General features: G+C 71.4%; 18 protein-coding genes and 1 pseudogene. 10 read left to right on the top strand and 9 right to left on the bottom strand.

Translation table 11 applies throughout. The features are described 5' to 3' along the window. Positions 1-158: 158 nt before the first annotated feature. Together ACWDR7_RS11660 and ACWDR7_RS11655 are read right to left on the bottom strand one after the other, a co-directional pair. Positions 159-1,556, bottom strand: coding sequence for an MFS transporter (locus ACWDR7_RS11660; RefSeq protein ID WP_449855059.1), 1,398 nt, complete (start codon positions 1,554-1,556; stop codon positions 159-161). Positions 1,557-1,637: 81 nt separating this feature from the next. Next, positions 1,638-2,165 (bottom strand): hypothetical protein, encoded by a 528-nt coding sequence (locus ACWDR7_RS11655; protein WP_449855058.1) that lies wholly within the window; start codon positions 2,163-2,165, stop codon positions 1,638-1,640. Between the two features lie 144 nt (positions 2,166-2,309). Here ACWDR7_RS11655 and dnaK point away from each other — a divergent pair, with 144 nt between their 5' ends. The 5 genes from dnaK to glgX all read left to right on the top strand — a co-directional run bounded on the left by dnaK (position 2,310) and on the right by glgX (position 8,531). After that, positions 2,310-4,178 (top strand): molecular chaperone DnaK, encoded by a 1,869-nt coding sequence (gene dnaK, locus ACWDR7_RS11650; RefSeq protein WP_449855057.1) that lies wholly within the window; start codon positions 2,310-2,312, stop codon positions 4,176-4,178. A gap of 2 nt (positions 4,179-4,180) precedes the next feature. Further along, the gene (locus ACWDR7_RS11645; RefSeq protein WP_449855056.1) at positions 4,181-4,825 is read left to right on the top strand and encodes a nucleotide exchange factor GrpE; all 645 of its coding nucleotides are present in this window, start codon (positions 4,181-4,183) and stop codon (positions 4,823-4,825) included. Positions 4,826-4,837: 12 nt separating this feature from the next. Continuing rightward, the gene (locus ACWDR7_RS11640) at positions 4,838-5,818 is read left to right on the top strand and encodes a DnaJ C-terminal domain-containing protein (RefSeq protein WP_449855055.1); all 981 of its coding nucleotides are present in this window, start codon (positions 4,838-4,840) and stop codon (positions 5,816-5,818) included. 47 nt (positions 5,819-5,865) lie between these two features. Next, positions 5,866-6,300: a heat shock protein transcriptional repressor HspR gene (locus ACWDR7_RS11635; RefSeq protein WP_449855054.1), complete on the top strand. Its 435-nt coding sequence runs from the start codon at positions 5,866-5,868 to the stop codon at positions 6,298-6,300. Positions 6,301-6,368: 68 nt separating this feature from the next. After that, positions 6,369-8,531, top strand: coding sequence for a glycogen debranching protein GlgX (glgX, locus tag ACWDR7_RS11630; RefSeq protein WP_449855053.1), 2,163 nt, complete (start codon positions 6,369-6,371; stop codon positions 8,529-8,531). Between the two features lie 34 nt (positions 8,532-8,565). On the opposite strand, the gene glgP is transcribed toward glgX, so the two are convergent. Continuing rightward, on the bottom strand, positions 8,566-11,139 hold the full coding sequence (glgP, locus tag ACWDR7_RS11625) for an alpha-glucan family phosphorylase (RefSeq protein ID WP_449855052.1): 2,574 nt from the start codon (positions 11,137-11,139) through the stop codon (positions 8,566-8,568). 102 nt (positions 11,140-11,241) lie between these two features. Here glgP and ACWDR7_RS11620 point away from each other — a divergent pair, with 102 nt between their 5' ends. Together ACWDR7_RS11620 and glgB are read left to right on the top strand one after the other, a co-directional pair. Then, positions 11,242-13,206, top strand: a complete 1,965-nt coding sequence (locus tag ACWDR7_RS11620) for a maltotransferase domain-containing protein (protein WP_449855051.1) — start codon at positions 11,242-11,244, stop codon at positions 13,204-13,206. Next, positions 13,203-15,437: pseudogene (glgB, locus tag ACWDR7_RS11615) on the top strand (1,4-alpha-glucan branching protein GlgB); the annotation flags it as partial. The gene ACWDR7_RS11620 and the pseudogene glgB, both read left to right, overlap by 4 nt. A gap of 102 nt (positions 15,438-15,539) precedes the next feature. Here glgB and ACWDR7_RS11610 read toward each other — a convergent pair. Continuing rightward, entirely contained in the window at positions 15,540-15,812 is a 273-nt protein-coding gene (locus tag ACWDR7_RS11610; protein ID WP_261166854.1) for a GlsB/YeaQ/YmgE family stress response membrane protein, read from the bottom strand. A 153-nt stretch (positions 15,813-15,965) separates the two neighbouring features. Continuing rightward, positions 15,966-16,550 (bottom strand): hypothetical protein, encoded by a 585-nt coding sequence (locus ACWDR7_RS11605; protein ID WP_449855050.1) that lies wholly within the window; start codon positions 16,548-16,550, stop codon positions 15,966-15,968. A 168-nt stretch (positions 16,551-16,718) separates the two neighbouring features. Here ACWDR7_RS11605 and ACWDR7_RS11600 point away from each other — a divergent pair, with 168 nt between their 5' ends. Next, a complete protein-coding gene (locus ACWDR7_RS11600) occupies positions 16,719-17,237 on the top strand; it encodes an adenine phosphoribosyltransferase (RefSeq protein WP_449855049.1) in 519 nt (172 codons plus the stop codon). 66 nt (positions 17,238-17,303) lie between these two features. Here the strand turns inward: ACWDR7_RS11600 and ACWDR7_RS11595 are convergent, their stop codons facing one another. Continuing rightward, complete coding sequence (locus tag ACWDR7_RS11595; protein WP_449855048.1) at positions 17,304-18,761, bottom strand: NCS2 family permease; 1,458 nt, start codon at positions 18,759-18,761, stop codon at positions 17,304-17,306. A 149-nt stretch (positions 18,762-18,910) separates the two neighbouring features. Here ACWDR7_RS11595 and ACWDR7_RS11590 point away from each other — a divergent pair, with 149 nt between their 5' ends. Then, positions 18,911-19,663 carry an SDR family NAD(P)-dependent oxidoreductase gene (locus ACWDR7_RS11590; protein ID WP_449855047.1) on the top strand — a complete coding sequence of 251 codons (753 nt, stop codon included), beginning with the start codon at positions 18,911-18,913 and terminating at the stop codon, positions 19,661-19,663. Between the two features lie 53 nt (positions 19,664-19,716). On the opposite strand, the gene ACWDR7_RS11585 is transcribed toward ACWDR7_RS11590, so the two are convergent. The 3 genes from ACWDR7_RS11585 to purS are packed head-to-tail and all read right to left on the bottom strand — an operon-like array spanning position 19,717 to position 21,628. Beyond that, on the bottom strand, positions 19,717-20,646 hold the full coding sequence (locus ACWDR7_RS11585) for a 2-hydroxyacid dehydrogenase (protein ID WP_449855046.1): 930 nt from the start codon (positions 20,644-20,646) through the stop codon (positions 19,717-19,719). 29 nt (positions 20,647-20,675) lie between these two features. After that, on the bottom strand, positions 20,676-21,383 hold the full coding sequence (gene purQ, locus ACWDR7_RS11580) for a phosphoribosylformylglycinamidine synthase subunit PurQ (RefSeq protein WP_449855045.1): 708 nt from the start codon (positions 21,381-21,383) through the stop codon (positions 20,676-20,678). After that, positions 21,380-21,628 carry a phosphoribosylformylglycinamidine synthase subunit PurS gene (gene purS / locus ACWDR7_RS11575; protein ID WP_449855044.1) on the bottom strand — a complete coding sequence of 83 codons (249 nt, stop codon included), beginning with the start codon at positions 21,626-21,628 and terminating at the stop codon, positions 21,380-21,382. Before purS ends, purQ begins: the two co-directional genes overlap by 4 nt. 66 nt (positions 21,629-21,694) lie before the next feature. On the opposite strand from purS, the gene ACWDR7_RS11570 reads away from it, so the two are divergent. After that, entirely contained in the window at positions 21,695-22,045 is a 351-nt protein-coding gene (locus tag ACWDR7_RS11570) for a PLD nuclease N-terminal domain-containing protein (protein WP_449855043.1), read from the top strand. The last annotated feature ends 171 nt before the right edge of the window (positions 22,046-22,216 follow it).

Below are 22,216 nucleotides of genomic sequence, written 5' to 3'. Positions count from 1 at the left end.
AAGGAGACCGCCGCCGTCTCGGGCACGAGGCAGCACGACGCGTAGTAGTTGATCTCGAGGCGCTGATGCAGGAAGTCGGCGTAGTCGGTGGCCGAGACAGCGGCGTGAGGACGCTGTCTCGGCGCGCGAATGCTGTCTCGCGGGAAGAAGGGCCCGGGTCAGCGCAGCTGCTTGACCGGCAGGAGCAGCAGCAGGCCGACGAGGATGACGCCGACGATCGCGAGGATGCCGTAGGTCGATCCGAAGGCGGCGACGACGACCGTCCACGCGCCCGCGGCCATCCAGCTCGAGGCGCGGCCCGTCGTCGCGTAGAGGCCGAAGATCTCGCCCTCGCGCCCCGCGGGCGTCACGCGCGCGAGGAACGAGCGCGACGCGGCCTGCGCCGGGCCCACGAACGCGCAGAGCGCGAGGCCGCCGATCCAGAACACCACCGGCCCCAGATCCACGAGGAAGAACACCGCCAGGCCCGCGACCGTCATGGATCCGAGCGCCGCGATGATGACGCGCTTGGCGCCGAAGCGGTCGTCGAGCGGGCCGGCGAGGATCGTCGAGACGCCGGCGATGAGGTTGGCGGCGACGCCGAAGATCACCATCTGCAGGAACTCGAAGCCGAACACGACCTGCCCGATGATCGCGCCGAAGGCGAAGACGCCGCCCAGGCCGTCGCGGAAGACGGCGCTGGAGAGCAGGAACCATCCTGTGTGGCGCGTCTCCGGGCTCTTGAACAGTGCCACGATGTCCTGCACCAGCAGTCGGTACGACGCGAAGAACCCGACCTTGCGCTCGGGGCGGCCGAGCGACGGCTCCGGCACGTTGCGGAAGATCGGGATCGAGAAGACGATGGCCCACACGGCGCAGCCGACGGCGATGATCCGGAACGGCAGACCCGTGTCCTCCGGCAGTCCGAACCAGTCGGACATGTAGAAGACGATGACGAGCACGAGCGCGACGATGCCGCCGAGGTAGCCGAAGCCCCAGCCCAGGCCCGAGACGCGGCCGATCGTCTTCTGGTTCGCGATGCCGATGAGCATGGCGTTGGAGCTCACGGCCGCGATCTCGCCGAACACCTGCCCGGCGGCGATGAGCGCCACCCCGAGCCAGAACAGGGTCGGCGTCGGCTCGACGAACCAGAGGCCGAGCATGCAGGCCACGAGGGCGCCCGTGCCGATCCCGAGCCACAGCTTCTGCCGCCCCGCCGCGTCGGCGCGCTGGCCGAGCACCGGCGCGATCGCGAGGATGAGCAGGCCGGCGATCGTGCCGGCGAGACCGAAGCCCGATGCGAGGCCGTCGACCGCGCGCTCGCGGACAGGATCGTTCTCGGCCAGCGCCTGGACGTCGGCGGGCAGGAACACGTCGGTGGTCAGATACATCGACGCGAAGATGAACGTGAGCACGACGGTGTTGAAGGGCTGCGTCGCCCAGTCCCACAGCGCCCACGAGTAGATCTGCCTCTTCGGAGCCGTCTTGCCCTCGCGCAGGTCGAGGCCCATCACGCCGATCGCGCCGCTGTCGGCGGTGGCGGGCAGGTCGTCGGGGCGCGTTGTCGGGTCGCTCATGCGAGCGACCGTAGGGACGTCAGGTGAACGGTTGGTGCCGTGCGCATGGCGCTCACCCTAGCGCCGCGTGACCCCCGGGGGTCAGCCCGCGAACCCGCCCTCGTTCGCCGAGCCCGCGCCGGATCGCGCGCGGGTTGGTGGAGCGGGTGCGGGTTCGGCGGAGGATGGCCCGGCCAGCAGCGCCGCGCGCTCGGGGCGGCCGATGAGGCGGTACGCCTGCGCCCACACCTGCGGGTCGGCGATGGGCAGGCCCAGCCATTCGCCGGTCCGGCGGACGGGGAAGGGGACGAGTGTGTCGCCGTCCCACGCCGCGAAGCCCACGAGCACGTCGAGCTCGTGGTCGCCCGCGTCGACGACGAAGCGGGCGCGCGTGGCGAATGGGCGGCCCGCGCTCGCCGGCGCCGACCACGCGAGCCCGAGCGCGCCGAGGGCGGCCGCCACCTCGTCCGCGTCGCCCTCGCATGTGATGTCCCAGTCGCGCACGCGATCCACGAGGCCCAGCGAGGCCAGCAGTGCGGATCCGCCGACCGCGACCGGGAGCCCTCGCTCCCGCAGGGCCGCGACGATCTGCAGCGCGGTGCCGACGGGCGGGTGGAGGATCGACGTCACCGTCCCATCCTGCCCGCTCGCAAAAGTTGAGCTGATTCATATCAACTTCATTTGACGCCCCTCGTGGCGCCGATCTATCCTTGAGTCAGCACGACTCAGATCCGTGCGAGGACTTCCTCAAGGCGGCAACACAAAGGAGACAACATGGCACGCGCTGTGGGCATCGACCTCGGAACGACCAACTCGGTCGTCGCGGTCCTCGAGGGTGGCGAGCCGAAGGTCATCGCCAACGCCGAGGGCTTCCGCACCACCCCCTCGGTGGTCGCGTTCACGAAGGACGGCGAGGTGCTGGTCGGCGAGACCGCCAAGCGCCAGGCCGTGACCAACGTCGACCGCACGATCGCGTCGGTCAAGCGCCACATGGGCACCGACTGGAAGACGCAGGCGATCGACGGCAAGGCGTACACGCCGCAGGAGATCAGCGCGCGCATCCTCATGAAGCTCAAGCGCGACGCCGAGCAGTACCTGGGCGACACCGTCACCGACGCCGTCATCACGGTGCCGGCGTACTTCAACGACGCCGAGCGCCAGGCCACCAAGGAGGCCGGCGAGATCGCGGGCCTCAACGTGCTCCGCATCATCAACGAGCCCACCGCCGCCGCCCTGGCCTACGGCCTCGACAAGGGCAAGGAGGACGAGCTCATCCTCGTCTTCGACCTCGGTGGCGGTACCTTCGACGTCTCGCTGCTCGAGGTGGGCAAGGACGACGACTTCTCGACCATCCAGGTGCGCGCCACGGCCGGTGACAACCGCCTCGGTGGCGACGACTGGGACCAGCGCATCGTCGACTTCCTGATCAAGCAGTTCAAGGACTCGACCGGCGTCGACGTCTCGGGCGACAAGATCGCGCTGCAGCGCCTCAAGGAGGCCGCGGAGCAGGCGAAGAAGGAGCTCTCGAGCTCGACCTCGACGAGCATCAACCTGCCCTACCTCTCGCTCACCGAGAACGGCCCCGTCTCGCTGTCGGAGACGATCACGCGTGCGAAGTTCGAGGATCTCACGAAGGACCTCCTCGAGCGCACGAAGAAGCCGTTCGACGACGTCATCCGCGAGGCCGGCATCAAGGTGTCGGACATCGCGCACGTCGTGCTCGTCGGCGGATCGACCCGCATGCCCGCCGTGAGCGAGCTCGTGCAGCGCGAGGCCGGCAAGGAGCCCAACAAGGGCGTGAACCCGGACGAGGTCGTCGCCGTCGGCGCCGCCCTGCAGGCCGGCGTCCTCAAGGGCGAGCGCAAGGACGTGCTGCTCATCGACGTGACCCCCCTGAGCCTCGGCATCGAGACCAAGGGCGGCATCATGACGAAGCTCATCGAGCGCAACACGGCCATCCCGACCAAGCGCAGCGAGACGTTCACGACCGCCGACGACAACCAGCCGTCGGTCGCGATCCAGGTGTTCCAGGGCGAGCGCGAGTTCACGCGCGACAACAAGCCGCTCGGCACCTTCGAGCTGACCGGCATCGCCCCGGCACCGCGCGGCATCCCGCAGGTCGAGGTCACCTTCGACATCGACGCCAATGGCATCGTGCACGTCTCGGCGAAGGACAAGGGCACCGGCAAGGAGCAGTCGATGACCATCACGGGCGGCTCGTCGCTGCCCAAGGAGGACATCGAGCGCATGGTGCGCGAGGCCGAGGAGCACGCGGCCGAGGACAAGAAGCGCCGCGAGGCCGCCGAGGTCCGCAACCAGGCCGAGACGCTGTCGTACTCCATCGAGAAGCTCATCAAGGAGAACGACGACAAGCTGCCGGCCGACGTGAAGGAGTCGGTGCAGGCCGACGTCGACGCGCTCAAGACGGCGCTCGCCGGTGACGACGACGACGCCGTGAAGACGGCGTTCGACAAGCTGAATGAGAGCCAGGCCAAGCTGGGCGAGGCGATCTACGCGCAGTCGCAGGCGGACGCCGCCGCGGCGTCCTCGGAGGGCGCGCCGGCCGGCGAGCAGGCCGGCGGCGAGTCGGATGAGGATGTCATCGACGCCGAGGTCGTCGACGACGAGGACGAGAAGAAGTAACCATGGCGGACAAGGACTTCGACGAGAACGACGAGGTCCAGCCTGGCGCCGAGGGGCCGGAGGCGAGCGCTTCCGGCCCCGACGCGCAGGCGGACCAGAGCGCCGAGGGTGCCCCTGCGGACCAGGGCGCCCCGACGGGCGAGCCTGCCGAGGGAGACGAGTCGCTGACGGTGGACGACATCCTCGGCGCCGCGCAGACCGACGAGGCGGCCGAGGCCGAGCGCAGCGACTACGAGACGCAGCTGCAGCACGACCTCAAGCGCCTGCAGGCGGAGTACGCCAACTACCGTCGCCGCACGGAGGAGCAGCGCCAGCTCGAGATCGACCGGGCCAAGGGCTGGGTCGCCAAGAGTCTGCTCCCCGTGCTCGACGACCTCGACCGCGCCGCCAAGCACGGCGACCTCGAGGAGGGCAGCGCGTTCGCGCTCGTGGCCGAGAAGATGCGCGGCGTGGCGGAGCGCATGGGACTGATGACCTACGGCGCGGCGGGCGACGTGTTCGACCCGCAGCAGCACGAGGCCGTGTTCCAGCAGCCCGTGCCGGGCACGACCGAGTCGACCATCCTCGAGGTGGTCGAGGTGGGCTATCGCCTGGGCGACGTGGAGCTGCGGCCGGCGAAGGTCGTGGTCGCCGTGCCGGCGGAGTAAGGCGGGAGACGCATGGCCAGTCAGGACTGGTTCGACAAGGACTTCTACAAGGTCCTGGGGGTCTCGAAGGACGTCTCCGACGCCGAGCTCAAGAAGACGTACCGCAAGCTCGCGCGCCAGTACCACCCGGACTCCAATCCGGGCGACGCGGCGGCCGAGGCGAAGTTCAAGGAGATCAGCGAGGCGTACTCGGTGCTCTCCGACGCGGAGCAGCGCCGCGAGTACGACGAGATCCGCGCCATGGGATCCGGCGCGCGCTTCACGGCGGGCGGATCGGGTGCGGGCGGCTTCGAGGACGTCTTCAGCCGGTTCACGACGAATCGCGGATCGGCGGCCGACTTCGACGACATCTTCACGATGTTCAACCAGGGCCGCGGCACCGGCTTCGGCTCCGGCCGCTTCGGCCAGCCGACCGGCGGCTTCCAGGGATTCGGCGGCCCCACCAAGGGGCAGGATCTGCGCGCCCGCACGACGATCGACTTCGTCACGGCGGCGAAGGGCGAGACCGTGACGCTGCAGAGCGAGGACGGCAAGCCGTTCAAGATCAAGATCCCCGCCGGCGTGGCCGACGGGCAGAAGATCCGCCTGCGCGGCCGCGGCCGCCCGTCGCCGGACGGCGGCGAGAACGGCGACATCGTCGTGGAGGTCGCGGTGCGCCCGCATCCGGTCTTCACGCGCGAGGGCCTGAACCTGCGGGTGACCGTTCCCATCACCTTCACGGAGGCGGCGCTCGGCGCCACGATCGAGGTGCCCACCCTCGAGGGCGACGCCGTGCGGCTGCGTGTCACGCCGGGCACGCCGTCGGGCCGCGTGCTGCGCGTGAAGGGCCGGGGCATCGCGTCGAAGAAGGGCACGGGCGACCTGCTGGCCGAGGTGCAGGTGGTCGTTCCCGGGCACCTCTCCGAGGCGCAGCGCGAGGCGCTCGAGCGCTTCCACGAGGTCGGTCCGCGCGAGAACCCGCGCGACGATCTGCTCGCGCGGGCACGGGGCTGACGATGGATCGGGGATGAGGGCGGCAGGATGAGCGAGGAGGGGGACGGATGAGCGACGCGTACGACATCGACGAGGACGCACCGGTCTTCGCCATCGCCGTCGCCGCCGAGCTGGCCGGCATGCACCCGCAGACGCTGCGGCAGTACGACCGCATCGGCCTGGTGGTGCCGGGGCGCACGCGGGGCGGATCGCGGCGCTACTCGGCGCGCGACATCGCGCAGCTGCGCGAGGTCGCCCGGCTCTCGGGCGAGGGGATGAGCCTCGCCGCGATCGCCCGCGTGCTCGACCTCGAGGACGAGGTGCGCGACCTGCGCCGCCGCGTGCGCGACCTCGAGGACCGGCTGGAGGCCGAGCTGGCCTCGCGCCCCGGCGCGCGCGTGTTCGCGGCGGCGCCGGGCGGACCGGTCATCACGGTGAAGGCCGGCACGCGCGTGCGCCGCCGCGCCGAGCTCATGCTCTGGACGCCGCCCCCGCCGCAGTAGCGCGCCCGGTGCCGACCCGCCCCGGGCACCTGCGCGGCAATCCGCTGAGCCGGGGCATCATGGGGGGCATGAGCCCCCAGCTGTGGACACGCCTCGGAGAGACCGCCGCCGTCTGGCCGGGGCGGGAATGGCCGCTCGGGGCCACGTGGACGCCCGAGAGCACGAACTTCGCCGTCTACGCGCCCAACGCCACGCGCGTCGACCTGTGCCTGTTCGACGACGCCGACCGCGAGACGCGGCACGAGCTCACCGAGCAGACCCTCGGCATCTGGCACGGGGCGCTGCCCGACGTCGCGCCGGGGCAGCGGTACGGCTACCGCGTGGACGGGCCGTGGGATCCGGAGAACGGGTACCGCTTCAACCCGCACAAGCTGCTGCTCGACCCGTACGGGCTCGCCACGAGCGGCACGATCCTCGCCGAGCAGCCGATCTTCGGCGCCCGCGAGGACGATCCGGCCGCGCGCGACGACACCGACTCGTCGGCCTACACGGCCCGCAGCGCCGTCGTCGATCCGTCGTTCGACTGGGAGGGCGACGAGCTGCTCGGCACCCGGTGGCGCGAGACCGTCATCTACGAGCTGCACGTGAAGGGCTTCACGAAGCTGCACGACCGCGTGCCCGAGCCGCTGCGGGGCACGTACGCGGGCCTCGCGCAGCCGGCCGTCATCGAGTACCTGCGCGACCTCGGCGTGACCGCCGTCGAGCTGTTGCCCGTGCAGCAGTTCTTCTCCGAGCCCGCGCTGCTCGAGCGCGGCCTGAGCAACTACTGGGGCTACAACACGATCTCGTACTTCGCGCCCGACGCGTCGTACAGCTCGGCGGGGGACCGCGGCGGCCAGGTGACCGAGTTCAAGGGCATGGTCAAGGAGCTGCACCGGGCCGGCATCGAGGTCATCCTCGACGTCGTCTACAACCACACCGCCGAGGCGGGGCCGGACGGCCCGACGCTGTCGTTCCGCGGCCTGGACGACCGGGGCTTCTACAAGCGCGTCATCCCCGAGGAGGAGGGCGCCTTCGACGACACCTACTGGGACGTCACCGGCTGCGGCAACACGGTCGACGCGTGGAACCCGCTCGCGCTGCAGCTCATCCTCGACTCGCTGCGCTACTGGGTCACCGAGATGCACGTCGACGGCTTCCGCTTCGACCTCATGAGCGCGCTCACCCGCACGGGCTACGACGTCGACTTCGCGTGCGCGCTGCTCATCGCGATCGATCAGGATCCGATTCTGCGGCACGTCAAGCTCATCGCCGAGCCGTGGGACGTGTCGATGGACGGCTACCTGGTGGGGCAGATGCCGTCGCCGTGGGCGGAGTGGAACGACCAGTACCGCGACACGATCCGGGACTGGTGGCGCGGGCAGGGCACGATCCGCAACGTGGCCACGCGGCTGGCCGGATCGAGCGACCTGTACGCGGACGACGGCCGCTCGGCGTCGAACTCGGTCAACTTCATCACGGCGCACGACGGCTTCACGGTGCGCGACCTCGTCACGTACGAGCACAAGCACAACGAGGCCAACGGCGAGGACAACCGCGACGGCACCGACAACAACCGCTCGCGCAACTACGGCGTGGAGGGCGAGACGGACGACGAGGGGATCGTCGCCGTGCGGCGGCGGCAGGCGGCGAACCTGATGGTGACGCTGTGCCTGTCGAACGGCGTGCCGATGATCACGGCGGGCGACGAGCGAGGGCGCACGCAGGGCGGGAACAACAACGCCTACTGCCAGGACAACGAGATCTCGTGGGTGGACTGGAGCGCCGACAATGCTTGGCTCGACGTCTACGAGTTCACCAAGGCCGCGCTGCGCCTGCGCCGCGAGCACCCCGCGCTGCGGCAGCGGCACTGGTTCGAGGGCCAGCCCACGATCGTCGGCGGACCGCTGGATCTCGCCTGGTCGCACCCCGACGGGCGCGTGATGACCGACGAGGACTGGGGGAACGGATCGCAGCGGGCGATCGGCATGTACGTCTCGGGCCGGCCGCTGCGCGAGCCCGGGCCGCACGGCGAGCAGCTCACCGACGCGTCGTTCCTGATCTGGTTCAACTCCGGCGCCGAGGCGATCGATGCGCGCATCATGCCGCAGCAGTGGGAGCCGGCCTTCCGGGTGGTGCTCTCCACCGATCCGGAGGTCGCCGAGGGCACGGTGTGCCACGCCGGCGAGGCGATCCCCGTCGGCCCGCGTTCGATCGTCGTGATGCAGTCGCTCGAGGACGGCTCGGACTGAGCCCCCGGCCAGCGTCGCGGACCGAGCACGCCCCCTACGCGAGCGCCGCGAGCCCCAGCTCGGTCGTCGTGGCGAGGAGCGGGTGGACCGGCACGATCCGCACGGTGTAGCCGAACGGGCCCGCACGGTCCAGCACGACCTCGCCCGTGAATGCCGCGCGGGAGCCCTCGAAGCGCTCGCCGAGCGTGAGCGGAACCACCCGCAGCGACGTCAGCTGATCGTCGCCCTCGGCCCGGCCGTGGATGAGCTGGACCTGCACGTCGTCGGGGGTGAGATCGCCCAGCGCGACGTCGGCGCGCACGCGCAGGGTGGCGCCCACCTCGGCCACCTCGTCGACGCCGCTGGACTCCACGTGCTCCACGCGCACGCCCGGCCAGGCCGCACGGACGCGGCCCTTCCACGCCGCGAGCTCGATCGCGCCCGCGTAGTCTGCGCCGAGCGCCCGCGCATTGCGCGCGGCCGGGGTGTAGAGCGCGTTGACGTAGTCACGCACCATCCGCGAGGCGAGCACCTTGGGGCCGAGCGACTCGAGGGTGTGCCGCATCATCTCCATCCACCGCACGGGGATGGCGGCGCCGTCGCGGTCGTAGAACCTCGGGGTGATCTCGCGCTCGAGCAGCTCGTACAGCGCGGCCGCCTCGAGGTCGTCGCGGTGATTGGGGTCGTCCACGCCGTCGGCCGAGGGGATCGCCCAGCCGTTCTCGCCGTCGAACCACTCGTCCCACCAGCCGTCGAGGATCGACAGGTTCAGGCCGCCGTTCAGGGCCGCCTTCATGCCGCTCGTGCCGCAGGCCTCGTAGGGGCGCAGCGGATTGTTCAGCCACACGTCGCAGCCGGGGTACAGCGCCTGTGCCATCTGGATCTCGTAGTCCGGCAGGAAGACGATGCGGTGGCGCACCTCGGGGTCGTCGGCGAAGCGCACCAGCTGCTGGATGAGGGCCTTGCCGCCGTCGTCGGCCGGGTGGGACTTGCCCGCGATGACGAGCTGGATCGGCCGCTCCGGGTCGAGCAGCAGGGCCTTCAGCCGCTCGGGGTCGCGCAGCATGAGCGTCAGGCGCTTGTACGAGGGGACTCGCCGGGCGAAGCCGATCGTGAGCACGTCGGGCGAGAGGGCGTCGTCGATCCAGGTGAGCTCGGCGTCGACAGCGCCGCGGTGCAGCCACGACGCGCGCAGCCGCTGCCGCGCGTCGATCACGAGGCGCTCGCGCATGCGGTGCTTGGCCGCCCAGATGCGCTCGAAGCCGATCTCGTTGAACGCCCGCGTGAGCGCGCCCTCCTCGCCATCGAGGTCGGCGCCGGACTCGTCGAACATGTCGAGGAACTCGCGCGCCACCCACGTGCGCGCGTGGACGCCGTTCGTGATCGACCCGATCGGCACCTCGGCCTCGTCGAAGTCCGGCCACAGGCCGTTGAACATCTCGCGGCTGACGTGGCCGTGCAGGGTCGAGACCCCGTTGGCGCGCTGGCCGAGCCGGAAGCCCATGACGGCCATGTTGAAGACGCCGGGGTCGCCGCCCTCGTAGTCCTCGGCGCCGAGTGCGAGCACCCGATCCGTCGGCACGCCCGGGAGCACGCCGCCGTCGGTGGCGAAGTACTGCTCGATGAGCGAGCGGGGGAACCGATCGATGCCGGCGGGCACCGGCGTGTGGGTCGTGAACACCGTCGACGCGCGCGACATCTCCAGCGCGTCGTCGAACGCGAGGCCCGGGGCGCCGTCCCCCACCGTCAGCTCGCGGATCCGCTCGAGGCCCTGGAACCCGGCGTGGCCCTCGTTGGTGTGATAGACCTCGGGCTCCGCGGCGCCCGTGATCCGGCAGTAGGCGCGGAGTGCCCGCACGCCGCCGACGCCGAGCAGCAGCTCCTGCCGCAGCCGGTGCTCGCCGCCCCCGCCGTACAGCCGGTCCGTGATGTCGGCGTAGTTCTGCGGGTTGCCGTCGACGTCGGTGTCGAGCATCAGCAGCGGCACCCGTCCGACCCGGGCGACCCAGATCCGCGCGCGCAGGTCGGGCCCGCCGGGCATGGCGAGCGAGACCGTGGCGATCGAGCCGTCCGCCTCCCGCAGGGGGCTGATCGGCAGCTCATCCGGATCGAGCAGCGGATACGACTCCTGCTGCCACCCCTCGCGCGAGAGCGCCTGCGTGAAGTAGCCGTGCCGGTACAGCAGCCCGACGCCGATGATCGGCACGCCCAGGTCGCTCGCCGCCTTCAGGTGGTCGCCCGCGAGGATCCCGAGGCCGCCCGAGTACTGCGGGAGCGCCGCGGCGATGCCGAACTCGGGCGAGAAGTACGCGATCGCGCGCGGGCCGTCGCCGAGGTCTCGCTGATACCAGTGGTCGTCCGCCAGGTAGGCGCGCAGGTCGTCCCGCACGCGGGCGAGCCGCTCCAGGAACCCGTCGTCATGCGCCAGCTGCTCCAGCCGGGCGGGATCGACGCCCCCGAGCACCTCCACCGGATCCTGCGTGCGGCCCCACAGCTCGGCGTCGACGTGCGCGAACACGTCCTGCGTCTCGTGGTGCCAGCTCCAGCGCAGGTTGCCCGCGAGCTCGCCGAGCGCCGTGAGCGGCTCGGGCAGGACGGGCCGGACGGTGAATCGGCGGATCGCGCGCATGCGCCCACCGTAGCCCCGCGACGGGCGGCCGCGGGTTACACCGTCGTGAACGCGCGGCGCAAGAAGGTGGCCGCCGCGGAACCGATGTGGGAAGTTGGTGCCATGGTCGGACGCATCCCCGTGATCGAGGTCCATCCGGTCGTCCACGGGGGCGCGCGGCCCGCGAAGGCGGCGGTGGGGGAGCCCCTCCCCGTGCGCGCCACGGTGTTCCGCGAGGGGCACGACCAGCTCGGCGCGGAGGCCGTGCTCATCGGGCCGGACGGCGTGCGCCGACCGCCCGTGCGCATGCGCGAGATCGCGACGGGCACCGACCGCTACGAGGCCTGGCTGACCCCGGACGAGCAGGGCGAGTGGTCCTTCGAGGTGCGGGCGTTCTCCGATCCGCTGGCCACCTGGACGCACGACGCGGCGCTGAAGATCCCCGCCGGCGTCGACGTCGACCTCATGTTCCTCGAGGCGCGGCTGCTGCTCGAGCGCATCCGCGCCGAGGGGCGGCTCTCGCCGGCCGATCGCGCCGCGCTGAAGGCCGCGCTCGCCGCCGCGACCGACGCCGACCGGCCGGCCGAGGCGCGGCTCGCGGTGCTGACCGGGCCCGAGACGCGGGCGCTGTTCGAGGACCACCCGCTGCGCGACCTCGTCACGGTCGAGGGCCCGTACCCGCTCTACGCCGATCGGCGCCGGGCGCTCACGGGCGCGTGGTACGAGTTCTTCCCGCGCTCCGAGGGCGCCCGTGTCGACCGGAAGACGAAGAAGGTCGTCAGCGGCACGTTCCGCACGGCCGCCAAGAGCCTCGACCGGGTCGCGGCCATGGGGTTCGACGTGCTCTACCTCCCGCCGATCCACCCGATCGGCGAGGTCAACCGCAAGGGGCCGAACAACACCCTCACGCCCGGCCCGGACGATCCGGGCTCGCCGTGGGCGATCGGGTCGCGCCACGGCGGGCACGACGCGATCCACCCGGACCTCGGCACCTTCGCCGACTTCGACCGCTTCGTCGCGCGGGCGAAGCGGCTGGGGATCGAGGTCGCCCTCGACCTCGCGCTGCAGGCCGCGCCCGACCACCCATGGGTGACGACGCATCCGCAGTTCTTCCGGCACCGCGCCGACGGCTCGATCGCGTACGCCGAGAACCCGCCGAAGAAGTACCAGGACATCTATCCGCTGTACTTCGACGACGATTTCGAGGGCGTGCTCGCCGAGGTGGAGCGAGTGCTGCGGGTCTGGATGGATCACGGGGTGCGGATCTTCCGCGTCGACAACCCCCACACCAAGCCCGTCGTGTTCTGGGAGCGGCTGCTGGGACGCATCCGCGAGACGGATCCGGACGTGATCTTCCTCAGCGAGGCGTTCACGCGCCCCGCCATGATGCGCACGCTCGGCGCGGTCGGCTTCCACCAGTCGTACACGTACTTCACGTGGCGCGTCGCGAAGGGCGAGATCGAGGACTACCTGCGCGAGGTCTCGCGCGAGACCGACCACCTCCTGCGCCCGAGCTTCTGGGTGAACACCCCCGACATCCTGCACGAGACGCTGCAGTACGGCGGGCCCGCGATGTTCGCCATCCGGGCGACGCTCGCGGCCATGGCAACGCCGTCGTGGGGCATGTACGCCGGGTACGAGCTGTTCGAGCACGTGGCCGTGCGGCCCGGCAGCGAGGAGTACCTCGACAGCGAGAAGTACCAGATCCGCATCCGCGACTGGGCGGGCGCCGAGGCCTCGGGCCGCACGCTCGCGCCGTACATCGCGCGGCTGAACGAGCTGCGCCGCGCGCACCCCGCGCTGCAGCTGCTGCGCAACCTCGTCGTGCACGCGACGGACGACGACCACATCCTGTGCTTCTCGAAGACGCACGGGGACGACACCGTGATCGTCGTGGTCAACCTCGACCCGCACGGCGCGCGCGAGACGACCGTGCACCTCGACCTGGCCGCGGCCGGCCTGCCCGAGCGCTTCGTCGTGCACGACGAGCTGACCGGATCGGAGTGGGTGTGGGGCGCCGACGCCTACGTGCGCCTCGACCCCGCGGGCGACGTCGCGCACATCCTCACGGTGAGGCCGGCGCCGTGACCGAACCCGAGATCCTGCCCGTCGACACCGACGTGCTCGCGGCCGTCGCCGCCGCCGAGCACCCCGAGCCGCACGCCGTGCTCGGGCCGCACCCGTACGAGGGCGGCGTGACGGTGCGCGTGCTGCGGCCGCTCGCGACGGCCGTCGCGGTGCGGTACCACGCGCCGCCCACGCGCCGCTTCCCGGACGGCCGGCACGAGATCGAGCTGCAGCACGAGTGGGGCGGGGTGTGGGTGGGCGTCATTCCAGGCGAGCCGGGGCTCGCCGAGGGCGACGTGCCGCCGTACACGGTGGTCGCGACGTACGGCGAGGGGCCGGATGCCGCCGTGCACGAGCGGGACGATCCGTACCGCTTCCTGCCCACGCTCGGCGAGGTCGACATCCACCTCATCGGCGAGGGGCGCCACGAGCGGCTGTGGGATGTGCTCGGCGCGCACGTGCGCACCTTCGACGGCCTGGGCGCGGCGCCCGATGTGACCGGCACCGCTTTTGCCGTGTGGGCGCCGCGGGCCGGCGCCGTGCGGGTGAAGGCCGACTTCAACGACTGGGACGGCCGCGCGCACCCCATGCGCCGGCTCGGCTCCAGCGGCATCTGGGAGCTGTTCGTGCCGGGTGTGGGCGCCGGCACCCGCTACAAGTACGAGATCCTCGGCGCCGACGGCCACTGGCACGAGAAGGCCGATCCGATGGCGTCGTTCGCCGAGGTGCCCCCGCTGACGGCGTCGGTCGTCTTCGACTCGTCCTACGAATGGGGCGACGCCGAGTGGATCGCGCGCCGCGCGGCCGAGGCGGGCCGCGGCCACACCGACCGCCCGATGTCGATCTACGAGGTGCACCTCGCGTCGTGGCGGCGCGAGCGCACCTACGCGCAGCTCGCCGACGAGCTCGTCGCCTACGTCACCGATCTCGCCTTCACCCACGTGGAGATCATGCCCGTGATGCAGCATCCGTTCGGCGGATCGTGGGGCTATCACGTGACCGGCTACTACGCGCCCGACAGCCGACTGGGCGATCCGGACGGGCTGCGCCTGCTGATCGACCGCCTGCACCAGGCCGGCGTGGGGGTCATCCTGGACTGGGTTCCCGGCCACTTCGCGACCGACGAGTGGGCCCTCGCGCGCTTCGACGGCGCGCCGCTGTACGAGGATCCGAATCCGCAGCGCGGCTGGCACCCGCAGTGGGGCTCGCACATCTTCGACTTCGGCAACCCGCCCGTGCGCAACTTCCTCTACGCCAACGCCGTCTACTGGCTGGAGGAGTTCCACGCCGACGGCCTGCGCGTGGACGGCGTCGCGTCGATGCTCTACCTCGACTACGCGCGCGAGCCGGGGCAGTGGACGCCCAACGTGCACGGCGGTCGCGAGAACCTCGAGGCCGTGCAGTTCCTGCAGGAGATGAACGCCACGGTCTACCGCCGCGTGCCCGGCGTCGTGACCATCGCCGAGGAGTCCACCGCGTGGCCGGGGGTGACGAAGCCGACCTCGACGGGCGGGCTGGGCTTCGGCTTCAAGTGGAACATGGGGTGGATGCACGACACGCTCGCCTACATCGGGCGCGATCCCGTGCACCGCGTGCACCACCATCACGACATCACGTTCTCGCTCGCCTACGCGTGGAGCGAGAACTACGTGCTGCCGCTCTCGCATGACGAGGTCGTGCACGGCAAGGGATCGCTGCTGCGCAAGGCGCCGGGGGACCGGTGGCGCGAACTGGCCACGCTGCGCGCGTACCTGGCCTTCATGTGGGCCCACCCCGGCAAGCAGCTGCTGTTCATGGGCGGCGAGTTCGGGCAGGAATCGGAGTGGGCCGAGTCGCGCGAGCTCGACTGGTGGCTGCTCGACCTGCCCGATCACGCCCGCGTGCGGCAGACGGTGCGCGACCTCAACGCCCGCTACCGCGAGACGCCGGCGCTGTGGGCGCGCGACGCCGACCCCGCGGGCTTCGAGTGGCTCGTCGCCGACGACGCGGCGGCCAACGTGCTCGCCTTCGCCCGCCGGGACGGCGACGGATCGCTCCTCGTGTGCGCGAGCAACTTCTCGGCCACGCCGCACGAGCGCTACCGCCTGCGCCTGCCCGAGGCGGGCGCGTGGGACGAGGTGCTCAACACCGACGCCGGCGTCTACGGTGGATCGGGCGTCGGCAACCTCGGGCGCATCGAGGCGCCGGAGGGCGGCGAAACCGAGCTGGCGCTGCCGCCGCTCGGCACCGTCTGGTTCCGGTTCGCCGGCTGAGCGGGCTGATCCGCGTCGGGTGTGCGCCCGCATCGAACCGGCGCACGAGAAAGGGCCGCCGCCATCCGAGGATGTGCGACGGCCCGCTCTCGTGCGTGGGGGTCAGGAGCGCGACCTGCTCCGGTTCCCGGTGATGAGGCCCCAGATCAGCAGGACCACGATGGAACCGCCGATCGCGAGCAGCCAGCTCTCCAGGCTCCAGAACTCCTCGAGTCCGACGCCGAAGATGGCGGTGCCGATCCAGCCGCCGACGAGCGCGCCGACGACACCGAGGATCAGCGTCATGATCCATCCGCCGCCCTGCTCGCCGGGCAGGATCGCCTTCGCGATGGCACCGGCGATGAGACCGAGGATGATGAAAGCGATGAAGCTCATGTGTCAGCTCCTTTCGTGCGGGCTGGGTTGCCCGATGACTTCACGCTAGGGGTGCGCGCGGAACGCCACGAGAGGCTTGACAAACGCTGTGAGGCTTCGCCATTTCGCGGGCGCGCAGGGCGCGCGGGCCAGGGCGGGCTCGGCGCGGGCGACTCAGGCCGGGTCGAGGCGCAGCACGTTCGACTCGCCCAGCTGCACGTCGTCGACCAGCCGCAGCGAGCGGGCGAGATCGTCGACGGCGCCGAGCACGATGCCGAAGCGCGAGCGGTCGGGGCTCATCGCCGTGAGCGTGACGAGGTGCGTGCCGGTGTCCCACGTGTAGGTGACGGTCGGTGGCGCGTTCTCGCTCTGCGGCAGGTCGAGCACGAGTCGCTCGCCCGCGCCCAGGTGCGGGCTGTGGAACGGCTCGCCGTCGTCGTACTCCATGGGCATCATGGCCCTGGCCGCGCGCACCTGGGGCGTCAGCTCCTGCAGCTGCGCCGTCGCGACGAGCAGCTCGGGGTCCTCGCGCCACACCCATGCGAGCATCCGGCCCTCCATGCGCCGCATGAGCACGGGCACGAACTGGCTCATCAGCCAGGGGCCGACCCGGCCGGAGGGGGTCTCGAGGCCGAGCTGGCGGCGCGAGGTGTCGACGAGCATGCGGATCGCGGCCTTGCGATGGCGGCGCCCGCGCAGGCCCATGCTGCCCGTGACGGGGACCCAGAGGCGGTCGTCGGCTGTCGCGGTGAGACGCATGCCCTCAGCCTACGGTCGACGCCTCCGCGGGCACCGTGGGGCGGGCCCCCGTGGCGGATCCGCGAGAATCCACGCCCGCGCCGACAATCCTGGTGCGCATGCATTCTCGGCGCGGGGTTGGATTCTCGATCGCGGTGAGCGCGCAGGGGGCGCCGATACGCTTGAGCGGTGACCAACCCCGAACTGGCGCGCGCCGAGTCCCTGATCGCCGTGACCCCCGACTACCCCGAGCCCGGCGTGATGTTCCGCGACATCTCGCCGCTGCTCGCCGACGGCGCGGCGATGCGTGCCGTGGCGGACGAGCTGATCCGGCCGTTCGCCGGCTCGTTCGACATCGTCGGGGGCATCGAGGCCCGCGGGTTCCTGCTCGCCGGGTACGTGTCGGCCCTCACGGGCGTCGGGATGCTGCCGATCCGCAAGGCGGGCAAGCTGCCCCGTCCGGCGGCCGCCGTCTCGTACGCGCTCGAGTACGGCACCGCCACGATCGAGGGCCCCGACGTGCTCGCCCCCGGCGCCCGCGTGCTGCTGCTCGACGACGTGCTCGCCACGGGCGGCACGCTCACCGCGGCGCAGGAGCTCGTGCGCGATCTCGGCGCCGTCGTCGCCGGGTCGGCCGTGATCCTGGAGCTCGAGGGCCTGAACGGGCGCGCGCACGCCGGCGAGGTGCACACCGTCTTCACCGCCTGACGCGGCATCGCACGCGGAACGGGCCGGCCTCCCTCGCGGGAGCCGGCCCGTTCTGCGTGGCGGCGGTCAGACGCCGAGCGCGGCGCGGATCGGATCGATCGTGAAGTACACGACGAACAGCAGCGACGACACCCACATGAGCCAGTGGATCTCGCGCACCTTGCCCTGCGCGAGCTTCACGATGACGTAGGCGATGAAGCCCGCTCCGATGCCGTCGGCGATCGAGTAGGTGAACGGCATGATGGCGATGGTGAGGAACGCGGGGATCGCGATCTCCATCCTCGTCCAGTCGATGCCGGAGATCTGCGTCATCATCAGGAAGCCGACGATCACGAGCGCGGGCGCGGCGGCCTCGTAGGGCACGAGCTCCACGAGCGGCGACAGGAACGTCGCCAGCAGGAACGCGATGCCCGTGACGACCGACGCCAGACCCGTGCGCGCGCCCTCGGCGACGCCCGAAGTCGACTCGACGTACGAGGTGTTCGACGAGACGGATCCCATGCCTCCGGCCATCGCGGCGATCGAGTCGACGATGAGGATGCGGCGGGTGTGGGGCGGGTTGCCCTTGGCGTCGAGCAGCTTCGCCTCGGCGCCGACGGCGACCATGGTGCCCATGGTGTCGAAGAAGTCGGCCAGCAGCAGCGTGAAGATGAGCAGGACGGCGGTGACGATGCCGATCCGCTCCCACGACCCGAGGATGTCGAACTGCCCGAGCAGCGAGAAGTCGGGCACGCTCGCGACGCCGGTGAAGGTGGGCGCGTGGTTCCAGCCGCCCGGGTTCTCGGCGGGGTCGGCCGCGCCGATGTTCAGAGTGTTCTCGAGGATCACCGCGAGCACGGTCGCGACGAGGATCGAGATGAGCAGCGCGCCGCGCACCTTGCGGACCCACAGCACGATCGCCAGGACGAGGCCGACGACGAAGACGAGGATCGGCCAGGTGCCGAGGTTGCCGAGCTGCACGATCGTCGCACCGGTCTCGACGAAGCCGGCGTTCGTGAGGCCGATGAGCGTGATGAACAGGCCGATGCCCACGCCGATGGCGACCTTCAGCTCGCGCGGCACGGCGTTGAAGACGGCCTCTCGGAAGCCCGTGAGCACGAGGACGAGGATGATCACGCCCTCGATCACCACGAGGCCCATCGCGTCGGCCCAGGTCACGTTCGGCAGGCCGGCGATCGAGAACGCGACGACGGCGTTCAGGCCGAGGCCGGCGGCGAGCGCCATGGGGTAGTTGGCGACGACGCCCATGAGGATCGTCATGACGCCCGCCACGAGCGCGGTCGTGGACGCGATCATGCCGATGTTCGGGGCGCCGCCGCCGCCGAGCATCTGGCCGGTGCCGTCGGGGACGGTGCCGAGGATGAGCGGGTTCAGGAACACGATGTAGCACATCGCGAAGAAGGTCACGAGGCCGCCGCGCACCTCGGTGCCGATGGTGGAGCCGCGCTCGGTGATCTTGAAGAAGCGGTCGAGCGCGCTCCGCGGGGCCCCCGCGCGCGTCGCCGTCGAAGTGTCGTTCGCCATGAGCGATATCCTTTCACGCCCGCGGTGCCCACCCCGGTCCGCCGAGGCGCGGACGGGCGTAGGCTGGAGGCATCCGATCCATTCGGGTGAATACAGCAGCGCGATCCGAAGCGCCGGCGGCCCGATGGACCGACGCAGAGGAGTGTCGAATGGGATTCGAAGGCAAGGTCGCGATCGTCACGGGCGGCGGTTCGGGTATCGGAGAGGCGACCGCGAAGGAGCTCGCGGGCCTCGGCGTGAAGGTCGTCGTCACCGACATCAAGCTCGAGGCCGCCCAGCGCGTGGTCGACGAGATCGCCCAGGCCGGCGGCGAGGCCGCGGCGATCCAGGGCGACACGGCGAAGGCCGACGACAGCCGCAAGGCCGTCGAGTTCGCCGTGGAGACCTACGGCAAGCTCAACTACGCGTTCAACAACGCCGGCATCGGCGGGCCCTCGGCCCCGACCGGCGAGCTCGACCTCGACGGCTGGGACACCGTGGTGGGCATCAACCTGAGCGGCGTCGCCTACGGACTGCGCTACCAGATCCCGGCGATCCTCGAGGCGGGCGCGGGCGCGGGCGCCATCGTGAACATGGCGTCGATCCACGGCACCGTCGCGGCGCTCGGCAACTCGGCCTACACCGCCACGAAGCACGCCGTCGTGGGCCTCACCAAGAACGCGGCCGCGGAGTACGGCCCCGCGGGCCTGCGCATCAACGCGGTGGGCCCCGGCTACATCGACACGCCGCTGCTGGCCGGCGCCCCGGCCGAGGTCAAGGAGGGCCTCGTGGCGAAGCACCCGCTCGGGCGCCTCGGCCGCGCCGACGAGATCGCCAAGGTCGTGCGCTTCCTGCTCTCGGACGACGCCTCGTTCGTCACGGGCGCGTACTACCTGATCGACGGCGGCTACACGGCCGTCTGATCCCGCGCTCTCGAGGCCCTCGCTCCCGTTCAGGGGCGGGGGCCTCGGCGTTCTCAGGAGCGGATGACGACGTTGATCGGCTCCTCGCCGCGCGCCAGGCGCTCGGCCTGCGTCGCGACGAGCCGCGCGATCCGCGGATCCATGGCGGCGGAGCGGCCGCCCACGTGGGGCGCGATGATCGCGCCGGGCAGCGACCAAAGCGGGTGGTCGGCGGGCAGCGGCTCGGGGTCGAACACGTCGCTGGCCATGCGCAGCCGGCCGCGGCGCAGGTGCGCCACGAGCGCGTCGGTGTCGACGGTCGGGCCGCGGCCGATGTTCACGACGAGCGCGCCGTGGGGGAGGGCGGAGAGCACCTCGTCGCCGATGAGGCGGTGCGTCTGCGGGCCGCCGGGCAGGGCGTTCACGAGGATGTCGGCCGTGCCGGCGAGCTCGGGCAGCTCGTCGATGCCGTGCACGTGCACGCCGTCCTCGTCGCGGGCGCGCGACGCGACGGGCACCACCTCGGCCTCGAAGGCCGCGATGCGCGCCGCGATGGCCTTGCCGACGCCGCCGTAGCCGAGCAGCAGCACGCGGCGGTCGGCGAGGCCGATGGTCGTCGAGGGCGCCCACTCGCCGCGGTCCTGCGCGCGCACGTAGTCGGCCAGGCCGCGCTGGGCCATGAGGATGAGGCCGAGGGTCAGCTCGGCCGTGGCGGTCTCGTGCACGCCAGAGGCGTTGGCGTAGACGAGCCCCTCGGGCAGCACGTCGGCCACGCCGTCGTACCCGATCGCCTGCCCCTGCACGAGGCGCGGCCGCAGCTCGCTCAGCGCGCGCAGGGTGGCGCCCTGGCGCATGTACGGCGGCACGACGATGTCGACGGGCCCGTCGGGGACCGACGCGTCGTCCTTCCAGACGACGACCTCGATCTCGAGGGACGGATCCAGCAGCGCCCGCACGTCGTCGGCGAGGCGTTCGGTCGGCACGGAGACGGTGAGAGCGGTCACGCGATCCACGCTACCGCGGCCGACCGGCGTCAGGCCGCGGCGGCGACCGTCGCGGCGACGGCGCTGGCGAAGAACCCGAGGCCGTCGACGCCGGAGCGCATGGCGGCGGGGGTGCCGGGGCCGAAGCCCGGCTCGACCGCGTGCTCGGGGTGCGGCATGAGGCCCACGACGTTCCCGGCCTCGTTCGTCACGCCCGCGATGTCGTTGAGCGATCCGTTGGGGTTCACGCCCAGGTAGCGGAAGGCCACGCGGCCCTCGCCCTCGATCCGCTTCAGCGTCTCGGCGTCGGCGATGTAGCCGCCGTCGGCGTTCTTGAGCGGGATGACGATCTCCTGGCCGGCCTGGAACGCGTTCGTCCACGCCGTGTCGGCGTTCTCCACCCGCAGGCGCTGGTCGCGGCGGATGAACTGCTGGTGAGCGTTGCGGATGAGGCCGCCGGGCAGCAGGTGCGCCTCGACGAGCATCTGGAAGCCGTTGCAGATGCCGAGCACGGGCATGCCCTTCGCGGCGGCGTCCTTGACCTCGGCCATGATCGGCGCGTGGGCCGCGATGGCGCCGGCGCGCAGGTAGTCGCCGTACGAGAAGCCGCCCGGCAGGATCACGGCGTCGACGCCGTCGAGGTCGTGCGATCCGTGCCACAGCGCGACGGGCTCGGCGCCCGCGACGCGCACCGCGCGGCGGGCGTCGCCGTCGTCGAGCGAGCCGGGGAAGGTGATGACGCCGATCCGCGCGGTCATTCGGCGACCTTCACGCTCACGACGTCCTCGATGACCGCGTTCGACAGGATCTCGTCGGCGACCTGACGCGCCTCGGCGAGCACCTCGTCGGTGACCTCGCCCTCCACGGTCAGCTCGATGCGCTTGCCGATGCGGACGTTCTGGAACGCGCCGTGCCCGAGGCGGGCGAGCGATCCGGTGACCGCCTTGCCCTGCGGATCCAGCAGCTCGGCCTTGGGCATGACGTCGACGACGATGGTGGGCATGTTCGAGCCTTAGGGGTCGAGGGCGGGGTACCCCACGATTCTACGGGTGCCGATACCATGCGCTTCATGTACGCCGTCGTGGGCCTGGCCGTGTTGGCGCTTTTCGTCGTGACGCTCATCGACGTGCTGCGGCGGGACGAGACGGGCGTGCGCCTGCTGCCGAAGGTGGCGTGGGTGTTCGTCGTGATCCTCATCCCGCTGGTGGGCAGCGTGCTGTGGTGGGCGCTCGGGCGCGAGCCGGCTTCACCCCGCGTCACCTCCACGCGCTTCCCCGAGCACATGGCCACGCCCGTCCTGCCGGGCGAGCCCCGCTCGACCGAGCAGCAGCTCGCGGACCTCGAGCGCGAGGAGCGCGAGGCGGCGCTGCGCGCCGAGCTGGCGCGTCGTCGCCGCGAGAAGGGCCTCGACCCGGCGTGACGCCGGCCCGGTGCCCTTGACACCGTGGGAGCGCTCCCATAGTGTCTCGGGCAGACGGCGTGGGGGGGCGCCCCCGCCCGCACGGCCCACCCCACACCACAACACAAGAACACACAAAACAACACCACAAACAAAACAAAACAAAAAAAAAAAAAAAAAAAAAATGAAAAA

The organism is Microbacterium sp. NPDC003461 (assembly GCF_053588335.1).
The sequence above is the reverse complement of the archived record's forward strand: the minus strand, read 5'-3'. Positions and strand labels throughout refer to the sequence as shown.